This window comes from Kytococcus sedentarius (assembly GCF_041937525.1).
In the GTDB taxonomy this organism is placed as follows: Bacteria; Actinomycetota; Actinomycetes; order Actinomycetales; family Dermatophilaceae; genus Kytococcus; species Kytococcus sedentarius_A.
In genome coordinates this window covers 1472585-1490981 of record NZ_CP169391.1, presented here as the reverse complement: position 1 = coordinate 1490981, position 18397 = coordinate 1472585, and the positions used below count along the sequence as shown (strand labels likewise).

Below are 18397 nucleotides of genomic sequence, written 5' to 3'. Positions count from 1 at the left end.
GTTGCTCCTTCCGACAGTGAGCAGTCGACCACGCGACTCTTGGGCCGCGCTGCATCGTCGCTGGGTTTTGCCTGTGAATCATGCCGTCTCGTCCTCGGCCGCCGGCAACCGGACCTCGAAGGTGGCGCCCCCGCCGGGTGTCCCCAGGGCCTGCACCGTGCCCTCGTGCTGCTCCACGGTGGTGGCCACGATGGCCAACCCCAGCCCGGAGCCGCCGCCCTCCCCGCGCTGCCGGGAGGGATCGGACCGGTAGAAGCGCTCGAACACCCGGGGCCGGTCCTCCTCGGGGATGCCCGGCCCGTGGTCCACCACGCGCAGCACGACCTCGGTGCGGTCGCGCCCGACGGACACCTCGATGGGGCCGTCGCTGGTGTGGCGCACCGCGTTGGCCACCAGGTTGGTCACCACCTGCCGCAGCGCGTGCTCGTCGCCCCGCACCAGGGCGGCCTCCAGCGGCTGGCCGGCCAGGCCGTGGAGGCGCAGCGTGCGCTCCGGCGCCCAGGCCCGGGTGTCGGCGACGGCGTCGCTGGCCAGCACGGTGAGGTCCACCTCGGCGGTGACCTCGGCGTCGCCGGGCCCCTCACCGGGGGAGGGCGACAGCGAGTGCCGCTGCCCCGCATCGAGACGGGCGAGGGTCATGAGGTCCTCCACCAGCACCCCCATGCGCGTGGCCTCGTCCTCGATGCGGCGCATCGCGGCCGCGGTGTTCTCCTCGCCGGTGATGGCCCCGGAGCGGTACAGCTCGGCGTACCCGCGGATGGCCGCCATCGGGGTGCGCAGCTCGTGCGAGGCGTCGGCGATGAAGCGGCGCATCTGCTGTTCCGAGGCGTCCCGCACGGCGAACGAGCGCTCCACGTGCGCCAGCATCAGGTTCAGCGAGCTGGCGAGCGAGCCCACCTCGTCGCGGGTGCCCGGGTGGGGCACGCGGCGCGAGAGATTGCCCTCGGCGATGCCGGCCGCCGTGTCCTCGATCTGGGTCAACGGGCGGAAGGCGCGGTTCATCAGCGGCCATCCGAGCAATGCTCCGGCGGCAAGGGCCAGCAGCCCGATGCTGAAGGCCAGGATCTGCAGGTTCTGCACGGCCTCGTCGATGTCCCGCAGCGGACGCGCCACGGCGTAGGTGGCCACCTCGTTGGCGTCCACCCCCGCCACCACCCGCCACCGGTCGCCGTTGCCGTCGGTGACGGTGAACGGCTCACCGGAGCGCACCCGGGGGTCGTCGGGGTGCAGGTACCCGATGCGGGGGATGCTGCCCGCGGACTGGGCGTCGGCGATGGTGAGGGGTTGGGTGCCGTTCACCGGCATGAACTGGATCCAGTAGTTGTTCGGCGGGCGGAAGCCTGTGGACCCGGTGCGGGTGAAGCTGTCGAAGGCCGACTGCGCCACCGGTGCGGCGGCGCGCTCCAGCTGGTCGTCCACCTGCCGCACCATGTACTGCTGCATGAGGATGGCCAGGGCGATGGCCGTGGCGCTCAGCGCCCCCACCAGCAGCACCATCACCACGGCCAGCAGCCGGACCCGCAGCGGCCAGTGGCCGGGCCGGGCCCAGTGGCGGGGCTGTCGCCCCGTCACCGTGGTGCCCCGGGTGGAGGGGTTCACGCGACCGTCTCGGGCGGCAGGCGCAGGACGTAGCCCACCCCCCGCTTGGTGTGGATCAGCGGGGGCAGCCCCTCGGTGTCGATCTTGCGGCGCAGGTAGGAGATGTAGCTCTCCACGATGCCCATCTCGCCGCGGAAGTCGTAGTCCCACACGTGATCCAGGATCTGCGCCTTGGACAGCACCCGGTTGGGGTTCTGCATCAGGTAGCGCAGCAGGTTGAACTCGGTGGGGGAGACCTCGATGACGCGTCCCGCCCGGGCCACCTCGTAGGTGTCCTCGTTGAGGGTGAGGTCCTCGAAGGTGAGCACCCGGTCGGTCTCCGCCTGGTCCTCGGCGCGGCTGCGGCGCAGGATGGCTCGGATGCGGGCCACCACCTCCTCCAGGCTGAACGGCTTGGTGACGTAGTCGTCCCCGCCCACGGTGAGGCCCTTCACCTTGTCGTCCAGCGAGTCGCGGGCGGTGAGGAAGAGCACCGGCATGTGCTGCTCGCGCTCGCGCAGGCGGCGGGTGATGGTGAAGCCGTCCATGTCCGGCAGCATCACGTCGAGCACCAGCAGGTCGGGCTGCACCTCTGCGGCCAGCTGCAGGGCGGTGCTGCCCTGGGCGGCGGTGTGGACCTCGAACCCGGCGAAGCGCAGGCTGGTGGCGAGCAGCTCGCGGATGTTCGGCTCGTCCTCGACCACGAGGAGGGTGGCGTCAGCGCTGGTGTCCATGCGACCACTGTGGCCATCGGGGCTGGGAGTTTCCTGAGCACACGCTGGGGGCGCCTGCCCCGGTCCGCAGAACGCGGTCTGGCGGGGCACAATGTCCCCCATCGTGCCCTCCTCCGCTCCCGCCCAGCTCCCCGTCGGTCCCCGGCAGACCCGCCACCGTGCCCTGAGCCTGTGGGTTCCCGCCCTGCTGGTCAGCGCTGCCGCTCTGGTGACCCTGTGGATCAAGGGCGGGTGGCCGGTGGACCTCGAGGTGTACCGCTGGGGCGGCCAGCTCGTGGCCGACGGTGACTCGCTCTACGCCCCCCGTGAGGGGCTGCCGTTCACCTACCCGCCCTTCGCCGCCCTGCTCTTCGTCCCGCTGGCGCTCGCGCCCCGGGCGGTGGCCCTCGGGCTGGTGGTGCTCGGCTCCGCGCTGGGCCTGGTGGTGGTGCTGCGGCGCGCCCTGGAGGGCTCGCGGGAGGGGTCCCTGGGCTTCCTCGGGCGGCGCCTGGCGCCCACCTGGAAGGTGTTGGGGGTGTTGGCGGTGGCCGTCGTGGTCTGCGAGCCGGTGTGGCAGACCTTCTCCTTCGGGCAGGTGAACCTGCTGCTGGCCGGGCTGCTGGCCGCCGACCTGCTGCGCCGCGGGGACCGGCCGTGGCGGGGGGTCTGGTTGGGCGTGGCCGCGGGGATCAAGCTCACGCCGATCTTCCTGGTGGCCTGGCTGGTTCTCAGCCGTCAGTGGCGCGCGGCGGGGGTGGCCATCGGCTCGATGCTGGCGACGGTCGCCATCGGCTTCCTGCTGCTCCCGGGCAACTCGCGGGCCTTCTGGACCGAGGTGCTGCCCGAGACGGGCCGCATCGGCGCCCCCAGCTACGTGGCCAACCAGTCCGTCAAGGGTGTGCTGGCCCGCTTCCTGGGGGACGAAGCGCCTGCCCTCGACCCCGCGTGGTTCGGGATCTCGCTGGTGGTGGGCCTGGTCCTGGTGCTGGCCGCCGCCCGCCTGGCGGCCCTGGGCGACCGTTCTGCGGGCCTCTGGGTGGCCTCGCTGGGCATGCTGCTGGCCTCCCCGGTGAGCTGGTCCCACCACTGGGTGTGGCTCGTGCCGCTGGCCTTGGCTGTACTGTGCTCGGCGGCCCGCGACGACGTGCCCCGCGTGGCGCACTGGGCCACGGGGGGCATGCTGGCCGCAGCGGTGCTGCAGGTGATCTGGTGGGTCCCCTCCCGGGACGGACGTGAACTGGAGTGGAACGCATGGCAGATGGTGCTGGGCAACGCGTACGTGTGGGGCGGCCTGCTGCTGACCCTGGCCCTGGTGCCGCTGGCGCTGCGGCAGGTGCGCGAGCTGCTGGCCGGGCGCGGCGGCGTGGGGTCCGACGCGTGAGCAGGGGTCCTGTCGCGTCCGCCGCGGCGCCGGGGGACGGCTCCACGGGGCGTGGCACCTCGCCCCTGGTCTGGGCCCCGGCCCTGGCGCTGCTGTGCCTGGCCGTGCTCACCATGCTGGCCATGCGCGAGGACCCGCCCCTGGACCTGCGGGTCTACACCGGCGGCGTCGAGGCGATGCTGGCCGGCGACAACGTCTACAACCTCACCTACACCGGGTCGCAGCTCACCTTCACCTACCCGCCGTTCGCGCTCCTGGCCTTCCTGCCGATGGCGTGGGTGAGCCAGTGGCTGGCCTCCGCGCTCACGCTGGTGGTCTCCGTGGCCTGCGTGGCCCTCCTGCTCCACGTGGCCCTGGGGCGCACCCGGGTGGGGGTCGTGGTGGCCAGCGTGATGCTGGTGGCCGCCATGGCGGCCGAGCCGGTCTGGCTGACCATGCACTTCGGGCAGGTCAACCTCATCCTGGCCGCCCTCATCACCGCGGACCTGGCCACCGGGCGTGACCGGTGGTGGCGCGGTGTGGGGCTGGGCATCGCGGCGGGCATCAAGCTCTCCCCGCTGACCTTCCTGGCCTGGCTGCTGCTCACGCGCCAGTGGCGGGCCGCGGGGGTGGCCGCGGGCACCTTCCTGGCCACCATCGCTGCGTCCTTCGTCATCACCCCGGGCACGGCGCGGGCCTTCTGGCTGGACACGCTCCCCGCCTCGGCCGGTGGGGACCCCAACCACATGAGCGACGCGATCGCCCACTCCATGCCCAAGGAGTACCTGGGCAACCAGTCGGTGATGGGCTTCATGAGCCGCTGGTTCGGCCCGGACACGGATGCCGCCACGCTCGCCTGGTTGCTCGTCGGGGGTGTGGTGTCGGTGGCCATCGTGGCCGTGGGGGCGTGGCTGACGCTGCGCGGGGAGCGGACGCTGGGCTTCTTCGTCGCCTCCCTGGCGATGGTGGTGGCCTCGCCGATCGCGTGGACGCACCACTGGGTGTGGGCCATCCCGCTGGCCGTGGCGCTGTGGGAGTCCGCGCCGCGGGTTGCTTTCCTGATGCGTCTGGAGGCCACGCACCTCCGGGCCCTGGCTGGCGTCGTCGCGCTGGTGCTGGTGGCCGACGCGCACTGGTGGGCCCCTGCGCGCAGGATGCAGGAGCTGGACTGGAACCCGATGCAGATGATCGTGGGCAACGACTACCTGCTCACCTTCCTGGCGGTGCTCGCGGTGCTCGGTGCCGGGGTGCTGCGCGGCGGGGTGACGAGCGCCTGGCGAGCCGACGGTCAGTCGCCGGTGACGAGCGCGGCCGGCACCTCCTCGGCATCGAGGATGCGGTAGGCGTACCCCTGCTCGGCGAGGAAGCGCTGGCGGTGGGCGGCGAACTCCGCATCGACGGTGTCGCGGGTGACCACCGTGTAGAAGTGGGCGGTGCGGCCGTCACCCTTGGGGCGCAGCACGCGGCCGAGGCGCTGGGCCTCCTCCTGGCGTGACCCGAAGGTGCCGGAGACCTGGATGGCCACGGACGCCTCCGGCAGGTCGATGGAGAAGTTGGCCACCTTGCTCACCACCAGGCGGGAGATCTCGCCGGAGCGGAAGGCCTCGAACAGCCGGCCGCGCTCCTTCTGCGGGGTCTCCCCGGTGATGATGTCGCAGTCCAGCCGGTTCGCGATCTCCTCCAGCTGGTCGAGGTACTGGCCGATCACCAGCGTGGCCTCGCCGGCGTGGTGCTCCACCAGCCGGTCCAGCACGGGGAGCTTCACGTCGGCGCAGGCGGCCAGGCGGTAGCGCTGGTCCGCATCGGCGGTGGCGTAGGCCATGCGCTGCGACTCCGGCAGCGTCACCCGCACCTCCACGCAGTCCGCCGGGGCGATCCAGCCCTGGGCCTCGATGTCCTTCCACGGCGCGTTGTACCGCTGGGGGCCGATGAGGCTGAACACCTCGTTCTCGCGGCCGTCCTCGCGCACCAGGGTCGCGGTCAGCCCGAGGCGTCGGCGGGCCTGCAGGTCGGCCGTCATGCGGAAGATCGGCGCGGGCAGCAGGTGCACCTCGTCGTAGATGATCAGGCCCCAGTCGCGGGCGTCGAGCAGGTCCAGGTGGGTGTAGACACCCTTCCGGCGGGTGGTGAGCACCTGGTAGGTGGCGATCGTGACCGGGCGGATCTCCTTGACGGTGCCGGAGTACTCCCCGATCTCATCCTCGGTGAGGGTGGTGCGGCGCAGCAGCTCGGCCTTCCACTGGCGGGCCGACATCGTGTTCGTCACCAGGATGAGCGTGGTGGTCTCCTGGCGGGCCATCGCGCCGGCGCCCACGAGGGTCTTGCCCGCACCGCAGGGCAGCACCACCACGCCGGAGCCGCCGTCGGTGAAGCCGTCCACGGCGTGCTCCTGGTAGGGGCGCAGGCCCCAGCCGCCCTCGAGCGCGATGGGGTGGGCCTCCCCATCGACGTAGCCCGCCCGGTCGTCGGCGGGCCAGCCCACGGTGATGAGCTCGCTCTTGATGGCGCCGCGCTCCGAGGGGTGCACGGCGACCGTGTCCGGCGCGACGTCCGCCCCCAGCATCGGGGCGATCTTCTTGTGGCGGCGCACCTCGGTGAGCACGGCGGGGTCGGTGGAGTGCAGCACCAGACCGGCCGTGGGGTGCTGCTCCAGGACCAGGCGGCCGTAGCGGTCCATGGTCTCGGCCACGTCGATGAGCAGCGGCTGGGGCACGGGGAACCGGCTGTGGGTGACGAGCGCGTCGACCACCTGCTCCGCATCGAGCCCGGCGGCGCGGGCGTTCCACAGGGCCAGCGGGGTGATGCGGTAGGTGTGCACGTGCTCGGGGGCGCGCTCGAGCTCGGCGAAGGGCGCGATGGCGCGGCGCGCCGCCTCGTAGCCGTCGTGGTCGACCTCGAGCAGCACGGACTTGTCGCTCTGGACGATGAGGGGGCCGGTCATGGGGGCGTCAACGCGGCGGCACGGTGCGGTGTTCCGCGTGGACGTGGGGGTGGTGGGTCGAGGCCTGGTGAGAGACTGACGGGAGCCGCGCCGCTGCGCGCCAAGCATCCACCCGGCATCGAGGAGACCCATGCGCACCGCCCAGATCGAGACCGTCCGTGACCTTGACCCCGCCACCGGCGCCGTGGGGGGCGTGCCCGATGCGGTGACGATCTACGAGGTCGGTCCCCGTGACGGGCTGCAGAACGAGAAGGGCGTGATCCCCACCGCGGTGAAGGCCGAGTTCGTGCGGCGGCTGCTGGATGCGGGGCTGGAGACGGTGGAGACCACGAGCTTCGTACCCCAGAAGTGGGTGCCGCAGCTGGGTGACGCCGCCGAGCTGATCGGGCAGCTGGGGGACGCCGCGAAGGGGCCGAAGCGGCCGGTGCTGGTGCCCAACATGAAGGGCTTGGAGCGGGCGCAGGAGCTGGGGCTGAGCAGCATCGCGGTGTTCGGCTCGGCGACCGAGGCGTTTGCGCAGAAGAACCTCAACCGGGGGCGCGAGGAGCAGTTCGAGATGTTTGCGCCGGTGGTTGAGCAGGCGCGGGCCGAGGGCATGTGGGTGCGCGCGTACGTCTCCATGTGCTTCGGCGACCCGTGGGAGGGCCCGGTGCCGGTGGAGCAGGTGGTGGACACCTGCCAGCGGCTGATGGACCTGGGCTGCGACCAGCTGAGCCTGGGCGACACCATCGGCGTGGGCACCTACGCGCACGTGCACCGGCTGCTGGACGGGCTCGACGCGGTGGGGCTGGGCGCCGACCGCATCGGCGTGCACTTCCACGACACCTACGGGCAGGCACTGTCCAACACGATGGCGGCGCTCTCCCGGGGTGTGCGTGTGGTGGATGCGTCCGCCGGTGGCCTGGGTGGGTGCCCGTACGCGAAGTCCGCGACCGGCAACCTCGCCACCGAGGACCTGGTCTGGGCGCTGGAGGGCATGGGCATCCAGCACGGGGTGGACCTGGAGAAGCTCGTGGCCACCAGCACCTGGATGGCCGAGCAGCTGGGCAAGCCCTCGGCCAGCCGGGTGGTCAAGGCGCTCGCTGGCTGAGCTGGGGGCCGCAGGCCCGCGCGGCCCAGAGTTGCGCGGCCCGGATGCGCACCCCAGAACCGCACCGGTGCTGGTTTCGGTCGTCACCCCTCAGTGAGAACCGCACCGGTGCTGGTTTCGGCCGTCACCCCTCAGTGAGAACCGCACCGGTGCTGAGGTCGACAAGCGAGCTCGTCACCGGTGCGGAGTTCGGCCCGGGCGCGGTGTCTGGCTCGGTCGGGCGCCGGGGGCGGGGCGCCGGGGCCGGAACTAGTCGTCGTTTTTCGGGGGAACGCATCCATTCGTCGTAGTTCGGGCAGATCGGGCCTTCTGAGCCCCAACTGCGACGAACAGATGGAGGATCCCCAATAACGACGAACAGAACGGGGTGAGCGACTGGCTGGGGTGCCTCACCGCATCGGCCATGCGAAGCGGCCCGCCCCGAAGGTTCGGGACGGGCCGCTCATGCGGGGTGGCCCGGGGATCCGGGCCGGCGCACGCCCGGCGGGCGTGCGCCGGCCGGGGCAACTCCCGGGCCCGCTCACTCAGGCGGTGGTGCTGGACACCGCGTCGGACTTCTCCTCGTGCTCGCCCAGGATGAGGGTGCGCATCTCCTCCTCGGAGGTGGCTGCCACGGCCTTGCGGCGCATCACCCAGAAGACCAGGCCCAGCGCCACCCAGACGACCAGCGCAATGAGCGAGGGCATCTTCAGCGCCGCGGGCGACCCGGGCACCAGGAGCAGCAGCAGGAAGCACACACCCGCCACCGCACCTGCCAGCGCCAGGATCTTGCGCACCGTGGAACGGCTGCCCTCCGGCTCGGTCGGGTCAGCGGGGGCGCCACTCCAGCGCAGCATCTTGAACGCCGCCAGACAGGTGTAGGTGTAGGCGATCGTCACGCCGATGGAGCTCATGTCCACGATCCACGACAGCGCCTGCCGGCCGAACCACGGCGACAGCAGGCACACCGCCATCACGAACACCACGGCGAACGCCGGCGCCCGGTGCGAGTTCAGCCCGGCGAAGCGCTCCGGGATCACCCGGGCGCGGCCCATGGCGAACAGCAACCGGCTGGCCGCCACGTAGAAGCCGTTCAGACCGGTGGACACACCCATGGCCACCGACAGGCCCAGGATCAGCAGGCCCACCGAGCCGAACAGGTTGCTCAGCCCGTCGGCCGTGCCCCACAGCGGCTCGGAGGCCACCAGGCCCTCCCACTTCTGGGAGGCGGCCGTGGCCACCGTCATGGCGATGTAGATGGCCGCCGCGGCCACGATGGCGAACACGATGAGGCCGAACGCCTTGGCCGGAGGGAAGTCGAACTCCTCCGCGGCCTGGGGCACGTTGTCGAAGCCCACGAAGGCCCACGGGGCGATCGCCACGATGCTCAGCACCGCAGCGGTCGGCGCCACCCCCTCGGGGAAGCCGGGCGAGACGTTGGTCCACATGCCGTCGGGGTGGAGCAGCACGCCGACCAGGATGAGGGCCACGCCCACGAGCATCGCCATCACCATGAGGAACTGGGTGCGACCCGAGAGGGCGGTGCCCCGCGTGTTGAGCAGGGCGAAGGCCATCAGGGACAGACTCGCCACCACGACCTCGCCGAGGTAGACCTGCCAGCCGGCGATCTCCCACAGCGGCACCCACTCCACGAGGTCCGGCAGCAGTCGGCGGAAGAGCAGCGCCACGGCCGAGGCGTTCAGCGCCACGATGGAGGCGTAGCCCAGCGTCAGGAACCAGCCACAGGCGAAGGCGTGGTTCCGGCCGAAGGCGTTGAACGCGTAGGCGAACTCACCACCGGACACCGGGAAGGTCCGGATGAGGATGCCGTAGCTCACGGCGATGAGGCACATGAGCGCCGCGCCGATCATCAGACCGAGCGCGGTGCCCAGCGGCCCGGCGGTGGCCAGCCAGTCGGTGGGCAGCACGAACGCACCCCAGCCGATGGCCGAGCCCAGGGCGATGGCCCAGACCCAGTGCGGCTTCAGGGTGGAGTCGAGGCTGTCGCGCTGCTCCAGGAGGTCAGCGGACGAATGTCGCCCGGGGCGAGTGTTCATGAGGGGCTCCGAGGGGGAGTGGGGACGGGAGTACGACGGCGAGGGGTGCCGCGCGGTGCACTCCATCATGCCTCGGCCGTGGTGCGCGCACACCGCTTTCCGATGGCGGCGCGTTGGCGGGAATTCGCCGTCAGGTCACGGGGAGTTCACGATCGGCGCGGTGTGCTTGACATGACACGTCATCGCCGCCATTGTGCGATCAGCGCCGCACGTCCCCGCGGTGTCGCACGGCCCCATCGGATTCACTTCCCCGACCCCTCAAGGACACTCCATGCTCTCGTCCGCGCGCCTGCCGCGGGCGTCGACGGCTCTTGCCGGTACCGCCCTCGGGCTCGGTGCCGCGGCAATGGCCGCCTCGGCTGCTCACGCACACGCCTCCGCGTCACAGTCCTACACCGTGACGGCCTGGTACCTGAACATCCGTTCCGCCCCCACCGACGCCTCGGCGCAGGTCGGCCTGCTGGAGAAGGGCGACGTCGTCCACGGCACGCCCCTGGACAACGGGTGGGTGCAGATCGACGGCGGATACGTCCACGGCTACTGGCTCGAGGCCAACGAGGGCGACCCCGTGCCGGAGCCCCCCACCCCGGCGCCGACCCAGACCACCTACGAGGTCACCACCTACCTGAACGTCCGGGCCGCGGCCACCGCGAGCTCGGCCAAGGTGGGGCTCTACACCCCCGGGACCCGCGTGGCTGGCACGAAGCTGGACAACGGGTGGGTGCAGACCGCCGACGGCTACGTCCACGGCGCGTACGTGAAGCAGGTGGAGGACACCCCCACCCCGGAGCCCGACCCCACCTTCGAGGACAGCTACCACATCGACCGCTCGGTGAACCTGCGCTCCGGCCCGGGCATGAGCCACAAGGTGATCGGCGTGGCCCCCTCGGGCACCGTGGTGCCCGGCAGCTGGGTGAACGGGTGGATCCAGACCGAGCACGGCTACTTCTGGCACACCTTCGCCACCAAGGTCAGCGACACCCCGGTGGACCCGACGCCCGAGCCCCCGCCGCCCGTGCCGGACCCGCCGACGCCCCCGACCCCGCCGACGCCCCCGACCCCGGAGCCGCCCACGCCCGCCGACGAGGTCATCCGCTACGTGGACCCGGCCGGTGGCTCGCAGTTCACGGGCGTGTACGCCGGCCCGAGCTACTCCTCGGGGTACAAGGGTTCCGTCGCCGAGGGCTACGTCCTGCGCGGCAAGTTCACCGCCGACGGCCAGTGGTTCCAGGCCGGCCCCACCAGCTTCGTGCCCGTGGCGCACCTCACCGACGTGCACTACGCCTACACCGGCACGAACGGCCGCCTCGACCCGAACACGCTGTGCGACAACCCCATCCCGGGTCAGGAGCACCAGCTGCTGCAGTGCGACGCCGTCGCCCCGCTGGCGGGCCTGAACAAGGAGTTCAAGAACACCTTCGGCCACGACCTCAAGCTCGGCGAGTGCTACCGCACCTACGAGACGCAGGTGCTGTACAAGATCCGCCGCGGTTTCTGGGCCGCCACCCCGGGTACCTCGCAGCACGGCTGGGCCGCGGCCTGCGACCTCAGCGAGCCCGAGAGCGAGGTGGGTTTCGGCACCGCCAAGTACAACTGGCTGGATGCCAACGCCCCCCGCTTCGGGTGGGAGAACCCGAGCTGGGCCCGCGAGGGCGCCTACAAGCCCGAGTACTGGCACTGGGAGTTCGCCTCGCTCACCCAGTACTCGAAGGGTCTGGACGCCCTGGGCGACTGACACCGACCGAGCACCGACCGAGCCCCGCGACCACGTGGTCGCGGGGCTTCGTCGTGCCCGGGCCCTCCACCGGGTGCCGCAGCGCCTGTGACGGGTGGCACAGTGTCGCCATGACTTCTGCGAACCTCGGACTCAAGCTGGGCGACCGCGACCTCGCGGTGCGCCCGCAGGACAACCTCTTCCTCCACGCCAACGGCACCTGGCGTGCGACGCACGAGATCCCGGCCGACCGGTCGGTCTACGGCACCTTCCACCAGCTGCGGGAGAAGGCCGAGGCGGACGTGCGCGCCCTCATCGAGGCCGCGGCCGACCGCGCCGGGCAGGACGCCGGCGACTCCGAGGCCGGCACGGTGGGTGCGCTCTTCGCGTCGTTCATGGACGAGCAGGCCGTCGAGACCGCCGGGCTGGACGCGCTGGGGCCCGACCTCGAGATCGTCCGCGGCGTGACCGATGCGGAGTCGCTCGCCCGTGCGCTGGGCGCCCTTCAGGCCACCGGGGTGGCGGGGCTGCTGATGCCCTTCGTGGACAACGACAACGAGCACCCCGACCGCTACTCGGTCTACCTGGAGCAGGCCGGCATCGGGCTGCCCGACGAGGCCTACTACCGCGAGGAGCAGCACGCCGAGGTGCTGGCCGCCTACCGCGAGCACGTCGCACGCCAGGCGCGTACCGCCGGCCTGGTGCAGGACGACGCCGCCGCGCAGGACCTCTCCCGGCGCGTGGTGGACCTCGAGCAGCAGATCGCCGCCCGCCACTGGGACGCCGTCGCCACCCGCGATGCGGTGAAGTCCTTCACCCCCTGGACGCGCGAGGAGCTGCTCGGCGCCACCGAGGGCCTGCACCTCGAGGCCTGGGCCGAGGCGCTGGGGCTGCCGGCCGCGGGGCTCGAGCGCGTGATCGCCCGCCAGCACACCTTCCTGCGGGCCCTGCCGGAGCTGCTCGACGGCCCGGACGCCGCCGCCATCGACACCTGGCGCGACTGGCTCGCCTGGCGCGTGGTCACCTCGCGGGCCCCCTACCTGCCGTCTGCCGTGGTCGAGGAGAACTTCGACTTCTACGGCCGCACCCTCACCGGTGCCCCGGAACTGCGCGACCGCTGGAAGCGCGGGGTCGCCTTCGTCGAGGGGGCCGCCGGCGAGCTGGTGGGCAAGCTGTACGTCGCCGAGCACTTCCCGCCCTCGCACAAGCAGGCCATGGAGGAGCTCGTCGCCAACCTCACCGAGGCCTACCGCCGCCGCTTCGCCGACGTGCCGTGGATGGGGGACGACACCCGCGAGCGCGCGCTGGAGAAGCTGGAGGCCTTCCGGCCCAAGATCGGCTACCCGGAGACCTGGAAGGACTACTCCGACCTGGACGCCGACGCCGGCGACCTGATGGGCAACGCCCGCCGGGCCGCGCTCTCGGAGACCCGCCGCGAGCTGCGCAAGATCGGCCAGCCGGTGGACCGCGACGAGTGGTTCATGCCCCCGCAGACCGTCAACGCCTACTACAACCCGGGTCTGAACGAGATCGTGTTCCCGGCCGCCATCCTGCAGCCGCCCTTCTTCGACGCCACCGCGGACGACGCGGCGAACTACGGCGGCATCGGTGGCGTCATCGGCCACGAGATCGGCCACGGCTTCGACGACCAGGGTTCGCGCTACGCGGCCTCCGGGGCGCTGGAGGACTGGTGGACCGCCGAGGACCGGGAGCGTTTCGACGCCCTGGCCCAGCAGCTCATCGCGCAGTTCGATGCGGTCGAGCCCGCCGACGCTCCCGGCACCCATGTCAACGGTGGGCTGACGGTCGGCGAGAACATCGGCGACCTGGGTGGGCTGGCGATCGGCCTGGCGGCCTACCGCATCGCGCTGGGGGGTGAGCCGGCTCCGGAGCTCGAGGGGCTCACCGGCGACCAGCGCTTCTTCCTGGCCTGGGCGCAGATCTGGAACGGGGTCGCGCGCGAGGCGGAGGCCAAGCGCCTGCTCGCGATCGACCCGCACGCGCCCATGGACGCCCGGGCGAACGTCGCCCGCAACCTGGACGCCTTCCACGAGGCCTTCGGCACCCAGCCGGGGGACGGGATGTGGCTGGACGAGGCCGACCGGGTGCGCATCTTCTGAGCGGACACGAAACAGGGCCCTGAGGAGTCAGACTCCTCAGGGCCCTGCGTCAGCAGTGCTGGTGGGTGTTCCCACTGCGCTGCTCAGAGCTTGATCAGACCGCGCTTCACGGCGTTCACCAGACGGCGAGGCACAGTGACCTCCTGGCCGTCAATGGTGTGCGTCTGCAGGGTCGGCACCTGGGCCTTCCACTGCGAGCGACGGTGGCGGGTGTTGGAACGGGACATCTTGCGCTTCGGAACTGCCATGGGGTCAGTCTACGCGAGATTGACCCTCCTCCTTACCACGCGTGCTGCCGACCTCGTCACACGCCCGCCGCGGCCCCCACGATGCGGTGGATGCTCCAGGTCCGCGTGAGATTCTCGGCGTCCTTCACCGCGTACAGCCGGCCACCGTCCACGGAGGTGGGCGTGACCAGGGTGGTCCGCACCGCGCCCAGGTCGTCGGTGTGCCAGATCCACACCGGCGCCCCGTCCTGGGCGGCCTCGCGCAACAGGGCGAGCACCACCATCGGGTCGCGGCTCTGCATCCGTGGCGCGGTGGGGGCGGCTGCTCGCCCGGGGCCGTCGCCCTCCTCCGGGGCCGTGGCCTCGGTGAGGGACCGCGCCCGGTCGAGGGCGACCTCGCGGGTGAGGGGCCGGGAGGCGACCGGCGGCGCGGTGCGCGGGGTGACCCGTGCCGGGACGCCCGCCGCACCCTCGCCGACCGAGGGTCCGTAACCGTGGTCGCGCAGGAAGGCGCGCGCCTGGGCGGCGGGCAGGCGCGAGGTGACCACCGTCGGGGCCACCTGCTCCAGCCCGAGGGGGGACAGCTGCGGGTCGTGGACCATGCGCGTGGCCAGGGCGGGGTCGTCGACCACCAGCACCGCCCGGGCGTCGCTGACGTGCACCCGGCCGTGGCCGGCCGCGACCTCGCGGAGCAGGAACTCGACCGGTTGCGGCAGACCCGTCGCCGAGGCGGCCGCGACGCGCTCGCGCACCTCCGATGCGGGGTGCCCGGCGTCCAGGGCGCGGCGCAGGCTCCGCTCGCTGAAGCGGTGGGTGGTGGCCCCGCCGCGGGACTCCACGTCGGTGGTGGTGTGCAGCAGGCGCGTGAGCTCGGGGGTCGGCCGCCCGGGGACCACCGCGGTCAGGTCGGCCTGCACCAGCATCGAGGAGGTGGCCTCGGGCAGGTGCTCGGCGAGCGTGGCGGCGAGCTCCTCGGGGCGCTCGACCAGGGCCGCGAGCCAGGGGCTGGCCACCCAGCGGTCGCGCTGCGTGATGGGGGTGGCGGTCAGGCCCAGCAGGCGGGCCTGCTCCAGGACGCCGGCCACGGCCTCCGGTGCGGGCGGACGGCGCAGCGGGTGGCGCCAGGCCCAGCGGGCGAGGAGCTCCTCCACGGTGCCGGACGCCTCGCCCAGGGCGGCGAGCTCGCTCAACAGCTCCTGCCGGCGGCGGCGGGCAGTGGGGGACGACGCGGCCTCCGACAGGGCGTTGACGCGCTTCGACCGGCCGGAACCGGCGTCCGCCGCCGGGCCCGTGCGCGCGCCGGCGCGCCGGCCGGGGGACGCGGTGGTGCCGGTCGCGTCGGGGTCGAGCGGCGTGGACCACCAGGCGTCCAGCAAGTGCGCGGCGCGCTCCGGGTCCGGGAGCTGCTGCCAGCGGTCGGCGGCCGACGTGGGGCCCCAACGGTGCCCGTCGCAGGCCCCCGGCCAGGCCCCGACCTCCACGAGCCCGGCGGCGTGCGCCACCGTCAGCAGCAGGTGCGCGGCGGGGGCGTCGATGCCCAGGCGCCGCTCGACGGCCGTCACCTCCCGGACGCCGAGGCCGCCGTTGGCCAGCACGGCCGGCGGGTGGGCCTCCAGGGTCAGCAGCAGCTCGTCGGTGAGGGAGAGCAGCCCCGAGGTCTCGGCCGCGGCGGCGTCCACCAACGGCGCGTCCCGGCGGGCCGCGCCGGTCTCGGGGGCGGGTGGTTCCACGTCGAGGGAGCGGTGCGTGCGGCCCTGGCGCAGGGCGAGCGCGACCTCTCGCGGCAGCTGGACCGTGGTGGCCGACCGGTCCACCAGCAGCCCGGCGGCCACCAGCTCCCGCCGGGCCTCCTGGGTGGCGGCCGGCGCGCTGGCCGTCACGGTGCCCACGCCGGGCCCCCAGGTGAGGGCGCGCAGGAGGGCGCTGCCCGCATCGGACACGGTGGCGAGCTGGTCCTCCAGCGACGGGCCGGTCGCGGCGGGGGCGGCCCCGGGGGTCCCCGCCTCGCTGGCCGGCGCGAGGCCGGCGGGGGAGGGCAGGAGCTCGGAGAGGATCCGCACGGGACGCAGGCCCTCCGGGCTGCGCCACAGCAGGGCGGCCGTCCACAGCCGGTCGAGTCGGGAGGTCACCTCGCGAAGCGGGGCGTCGACGGCGCGGGCCACCTCGTCGGCGCCGGTGGGGGCCAGCACCAGGGCGGCCTCGAGCACCTGCAGCGTGGGGCGGTCCAGGGAGTCCAGGGCGCGGGTGGTGGACGTGGTCGTGGTGGCCGCCGCCGCCAGGGCGGAGAGGTCGGCCACGGAGTGGCGTGCGAGGTCGGGCCGGGCGAGCAGGAGGTCGGCCAGTTCGTCGACACTCCGGCCTCGCAGGTCTGCGGCCAGGGAGCGGAAGCCGCCACCGGGTGTCGAGGGAGGGGTCATCCGGCCCACGGTAGTCGCAGGGGCGCGGTCGGGCTCCCGCGCACTCAGCGGAAGCGGTAGCCGACGCCGCGGACCGTCTCGATGTGGTCGCTGCCCACCTTCGTGCGCAGCTGGCGCACGCAGACGTCGACCACGTTGGAGTGGGGGTCGTGGTCCACGCCCCACACCTCCGCCAGCAGCTGCTGGCGGCTCAGCACCCGGCCCGGGTGGCGCATGAAGGTGGCCAACAGGCCGAACTCGCGGGAGGTCAGGGAGGCCCGCACGCCGTCGCCGCGGACCTCTCGGGTGCGGTGGTCCAGGGCCAGGCCGCCGGCCTCCACGACCATGCCGTCCTTCGCCGTGGGCACCTCGGTGGTGTCGGCCAGGCGGACCCGCACGCGGGCCAGCAGCTCGGCGAACTGGAAGGGCTTGGTCATGTAGTCGTTCGCGCCGCCCTCCAGCGCGGAGACGGTGTCCTCCACCGTGTCCCGGGCCGTGAGGACCACGACGGGCACCGAGACGCCCTGCCCGCGCAGGTTCTCCAGCAGGTCGGTGCCGTCCATGCCGGGCAGGCCCAGGTCGAGCACCACGAGGTCGAAGCCGCCGTGCATGGCCAGCGTCAGTCCGGTGCGGCCGTCGCCGACCACCTCGGTCTGGTACCCGGCCGCACGCAGCCCCTTGTCGATGAAGGAGGCGATCCGGTCGTTGTCCTCGATGATCAGGATGTGGGGCACCTCAGTCGTCCTCTCCGGGGTCGGCCTGCTCGTCGAGTGCGTCGTCGGCGGGCGCGGGGGTGTGGTTCTCCACCGGGACCAGCAGGGTGAAGGTGGCGCCGCCGCCGGGGGTGGGGGCCACCGAGACCGAGCCGCCGTGACCCTCGGCGATGGCGCGCACGATGGGCAGGCCCAACCCGGCGCCCGGGTGGTGGGGGTCGCCCCCGCCGGCGCGGTGGAAGCGCTCGAAGATCTTCTTCTCGTGGCCCGGGGGCACGCCGGGGCCGTGGTCGGCCACGGTGAACGCCAGCGACCACTGCCCGGCGCCACTGGTCACCCAGCGGGAGGCGAGGTGGATGCGGTCACCGTCCTGGGTGTGCTGCACGGCGTTGCGGGCCAGCTGCAGCAGCGCCTGCGTCAGGCGCTGCCCATCCAGCTCCGCGGTCCCCTCGGCCAGCTCGTCGAGCACCCAGTCCCGGTCGCCCAGGCGCTGCGCCTTGGAGTCGAGCTCGAGGGTCAGGGCGGCCACGTCCACCGGGGCCACGGTGATGTGGTCGGGCCGCTCCGCCTTGGCCAGGGTGAGCAGGTCGCTGACGATGCGGCTCATCCGGTCGAGCTCGCTGGTCACCAGGGTCAGCGTCTCCTCGCGCTCGACCGGGTCGTCGCTCATGAGCTCCAGGTGGCCGCGGATCACGGTGATGGGGGTGCGCAGCTCGTGCCCGGCGTCGTCGACGAACTGGCGCTGGGAGGCGAAGGCCTCCGACAGCCGGTCCAGCACGCCGTTGAAGGTGCGCCCGAGGTCGGCCATCTCGTCGTCGCCGCTGACGGGCAGCCGTCGCGTGAGGTCGCGCTCGGTGATCTCCTGGGCGGCGTTCTGGAAGCTCCGCAGCGGGGAGAGGATCCGGCCGGAGACGAACCAGCCTGCCAGGCCGGCCAAGACCAGTGCGAGGGCGGCCACCGGGGCCGCGCGCTTCAGCACCGAGGTCAGCACCGCATCGTTCTGGCCGGGGAAGGACAGGACGGTCAGGGTGCCGGAGGTATCGCCCACGGTCACTGCGCTGCGGGCGTAACGCGCCTCGCCCAGCGGGGTGTCGACGATGCCGGAGGGTGCGGCCCGCAGGTCCTCCCAGAGCTGGTCGTCCGAGAGCAGGCCGGAGGGGTCCTCCACGGCTGGCCCGGACACCTGGAGGATCTCACCGGAGGCCGTGCGCCCCACCAGCAGCTCGCTGGCGCTGGGCTGCTGGCGGGCCAGGAAGACCTCGAGGAGCCCGGCCGTGCTGGTGAAGGGCTTGCCCGTCGAGGGGTCCAGCCCCTCCTGGCGGAACTGCTGGAACTCGCGCAGCTCCTGGATGACGTCCTGGTTGGCCCGGTCGGCGTTGTCGGCGCGTGCGAGCCCGTAGGTGAGGGTGATCAGGGCGGTCAGCGCGACCGCGACGATCGCGACGAGCCACAGGACGATGCGGCCGCGCAACCCCAGCGTGCGGGAGCGGGGGTCAGCGGCCATCGCAG

The 18397-nt window shown here is 72.8% G+C and carries 13 protein-coding genes; 5 read left to right on the top strand and 8 right to left on the bottom strand.

Translation table 11 applies throughout. From position 1 onward, the window contains the following. Positions 1–78: 78 nt before the first annotated feature. Both ACEY2A_RS06905 and ACEY2A_RS06900 read right to left on the bottom strand, forming a co-directional pair. Positions 79–1599, bottom strand: a complete 1521-nt coding sequence (locus tag ACEY2A_RS06905; RefSeq protein ID WP_374927862.1) for a sensor histidine kinase — start codon at positions 1597–1599, stop codon at positions 79–81. Continuing rightward, positions 1596–2312, bottom strand: coding sequence for a response regulator transcription factor (locus tag ACEY2A_RS06900; RefSeq protein ID WP_374927861.1), 717 nt, complete (start codon positions 2310–2312; stop codon positions 1596–1598). Before ACEY2A_RS06900 ends, ACEY2A_RS06905 begins: the two co-directional genes overlap by 4 nt. Positions 2313–2415: 103 nt before the next feature. Here ACEY2A_RS06900 and ACEY2A_RS06895 point away from each other — a divergent pair, with 103 nt between their 5' ends. Together ACEY2A_RS06895 and ACEY2A_RS06890 are read left to right on the top strand one after the other, a co-directional pair. Continuing rightward, positions 2416–3672, top strand: coding sequence for a glycosyltransferase 87 family protein (locus ACEY2A_RS06895; RefSeq protein ID WP_374927860.1), 1257 nt, complete (start codon positions 2416–2418; stop codon positions 3670–3672). Beyond that, entirely contained in the window at positions 3669–4994 is a 1326-nt protein-coding gene (locus ACEY2A_RS06890; protein ID WP_374927859.1) for a glycosyltransferase 87 family protein, read from the top strand. The genes ACEY2A_RS06895 and ACEY2A_RS06890 overlap by 4 nt, the downstream gene beginning before the upstream one ends. Here the strand turns inward: ACEY2A_RS06890 and ACEY2A_RS06885 are convergent. Then, positions 4940–6592, bottom strand: a complete 1653-nt coding sequence (locus ACEY2A_RS06885) for a DNA repair helicase XPB (RefSeq protein WP_374927858.1) — start codon at positions 6590–6592, stop codon at positions 4940–4942. The genes ACEY2A_RS06890 and ACEY2A_RS06885 overlap by 55 nt on opposite strands. Positions 6593–6722: 130 nt before the next feature. Between ACEY2A_RS06885 and ACEY2A_RS06880 the strand changes: the two genes are divergently transcribed. After that, on the top strand, positions 6723–7682 hold the full coding sequence (locus ACEY2A_RS06880; RefSeq protein WP_374927857.1) for a hydroxymethylglutaryl-CoA lyase: 960 nt from the start codon (positions 6723–6725) through the stop codon (positions 7680–7682). A gap of 524 nt (positions 7683–8206) precedes the next feature. Here ACEY2A_RS06880 and ACEY2A_RS06875 read toward each other — a convergent pair. Next, positions 8207–9718, bottom strand: coding sequence for an APC family permease (locus ACEY2A_RS06875; protein ID WP_374927856.1), 1512 nt, complete (start codon positions 9716–9718; stop codon positions 8207–8209). Positions 9719–9989: 271 nt separating this feature from the next. On the opposite strand from ACEY2A_RS06875, the gene ACEY2A_RS06870 reads away from it, so the two are divergent. Together ACEY2A_RS06870 and ACEY2A_RS06865 are read left to right on the top strand one after the other, a co-directional pair. Further along, on the top strand, positions 9990–11453 hold the full coding sequence (locus ACEY2A_RS06870) for an SH3 domain-containing protein (RefSeq protein ID WP_374927855.1): 1464 nt from the start codon (positions 9990–9992) through the stop codon (positions 11451–11453). A 110-nt stretch (positions 11454–11563) separates the two neighbouring features. Continuing rightward, a complete protein-coding gene (locus ACEY2A_RS06865) occupies positions 11564–13552 on the top strand; it encodes a M13 family metallopeptidase (protein WP_015780077.1) in 1989 nt (662 codons plus the stop codon). An 83-nt stretch (positions 13553–13635) separates the two neighbouring features. Here the strand turns inward: ACEY2A_RS06865 and rpmF are convergent, their stop codons facing one another. From rpmF to ACEY2A_RS06845, 4 genes are read right to left on the bottom strand one after another with little or no spacing between them, the layout of a single operon-like run. Then, a complete protein-coding gene (gene rpmF, locus ACEY2A_RS06860) occupies positions 13636–13800 on the bottom strand; it encodes a 50S ribosomal protein L32 (RefSeq protein WP_015780076.1) in 165 nt (54 codons plus the stop codon). A 56-nt stretch (positions 13801–13856) separates the two neighbouring features. Further along, positions 13857–16196 (bottom strand): helicase-associated domain-containing protein, encoded by a 2340-nt coding sequence (locus tag ACEY2A_RS06855; protein ID WP_374927854.1) that lies wholly within the window; start codon positions 16194–16196, stop codon positions 13857–13859. A 44-nt stretch (positions 16197–16240) separates the two neighbouring features. Next, positions 16241–16909 (bottom strand): response regulator transcription factor, encoded by a 669-nt coding sequence (locus tag ACEY2A_RS06850; RefSeq protein ID WP_374927853.1) that lies wholly within the window; start codon positions 16907–16909, stop codon positions 16241–16243. Between the two features lies 1 nt (position 16910). Beyond that, on the bottom strand, positions 16911–18392 hold the full coding sequence (locus ACEY2A_RS06845; protein ID WP_374927852.1) for an ATP-binding protein: 1482 nt from the start codon (positions 18390–18392) through the stop codon (positions 16911–16913). Between the last annotated feature and the right edge of the window lie 5 nt (positions 18393–18397).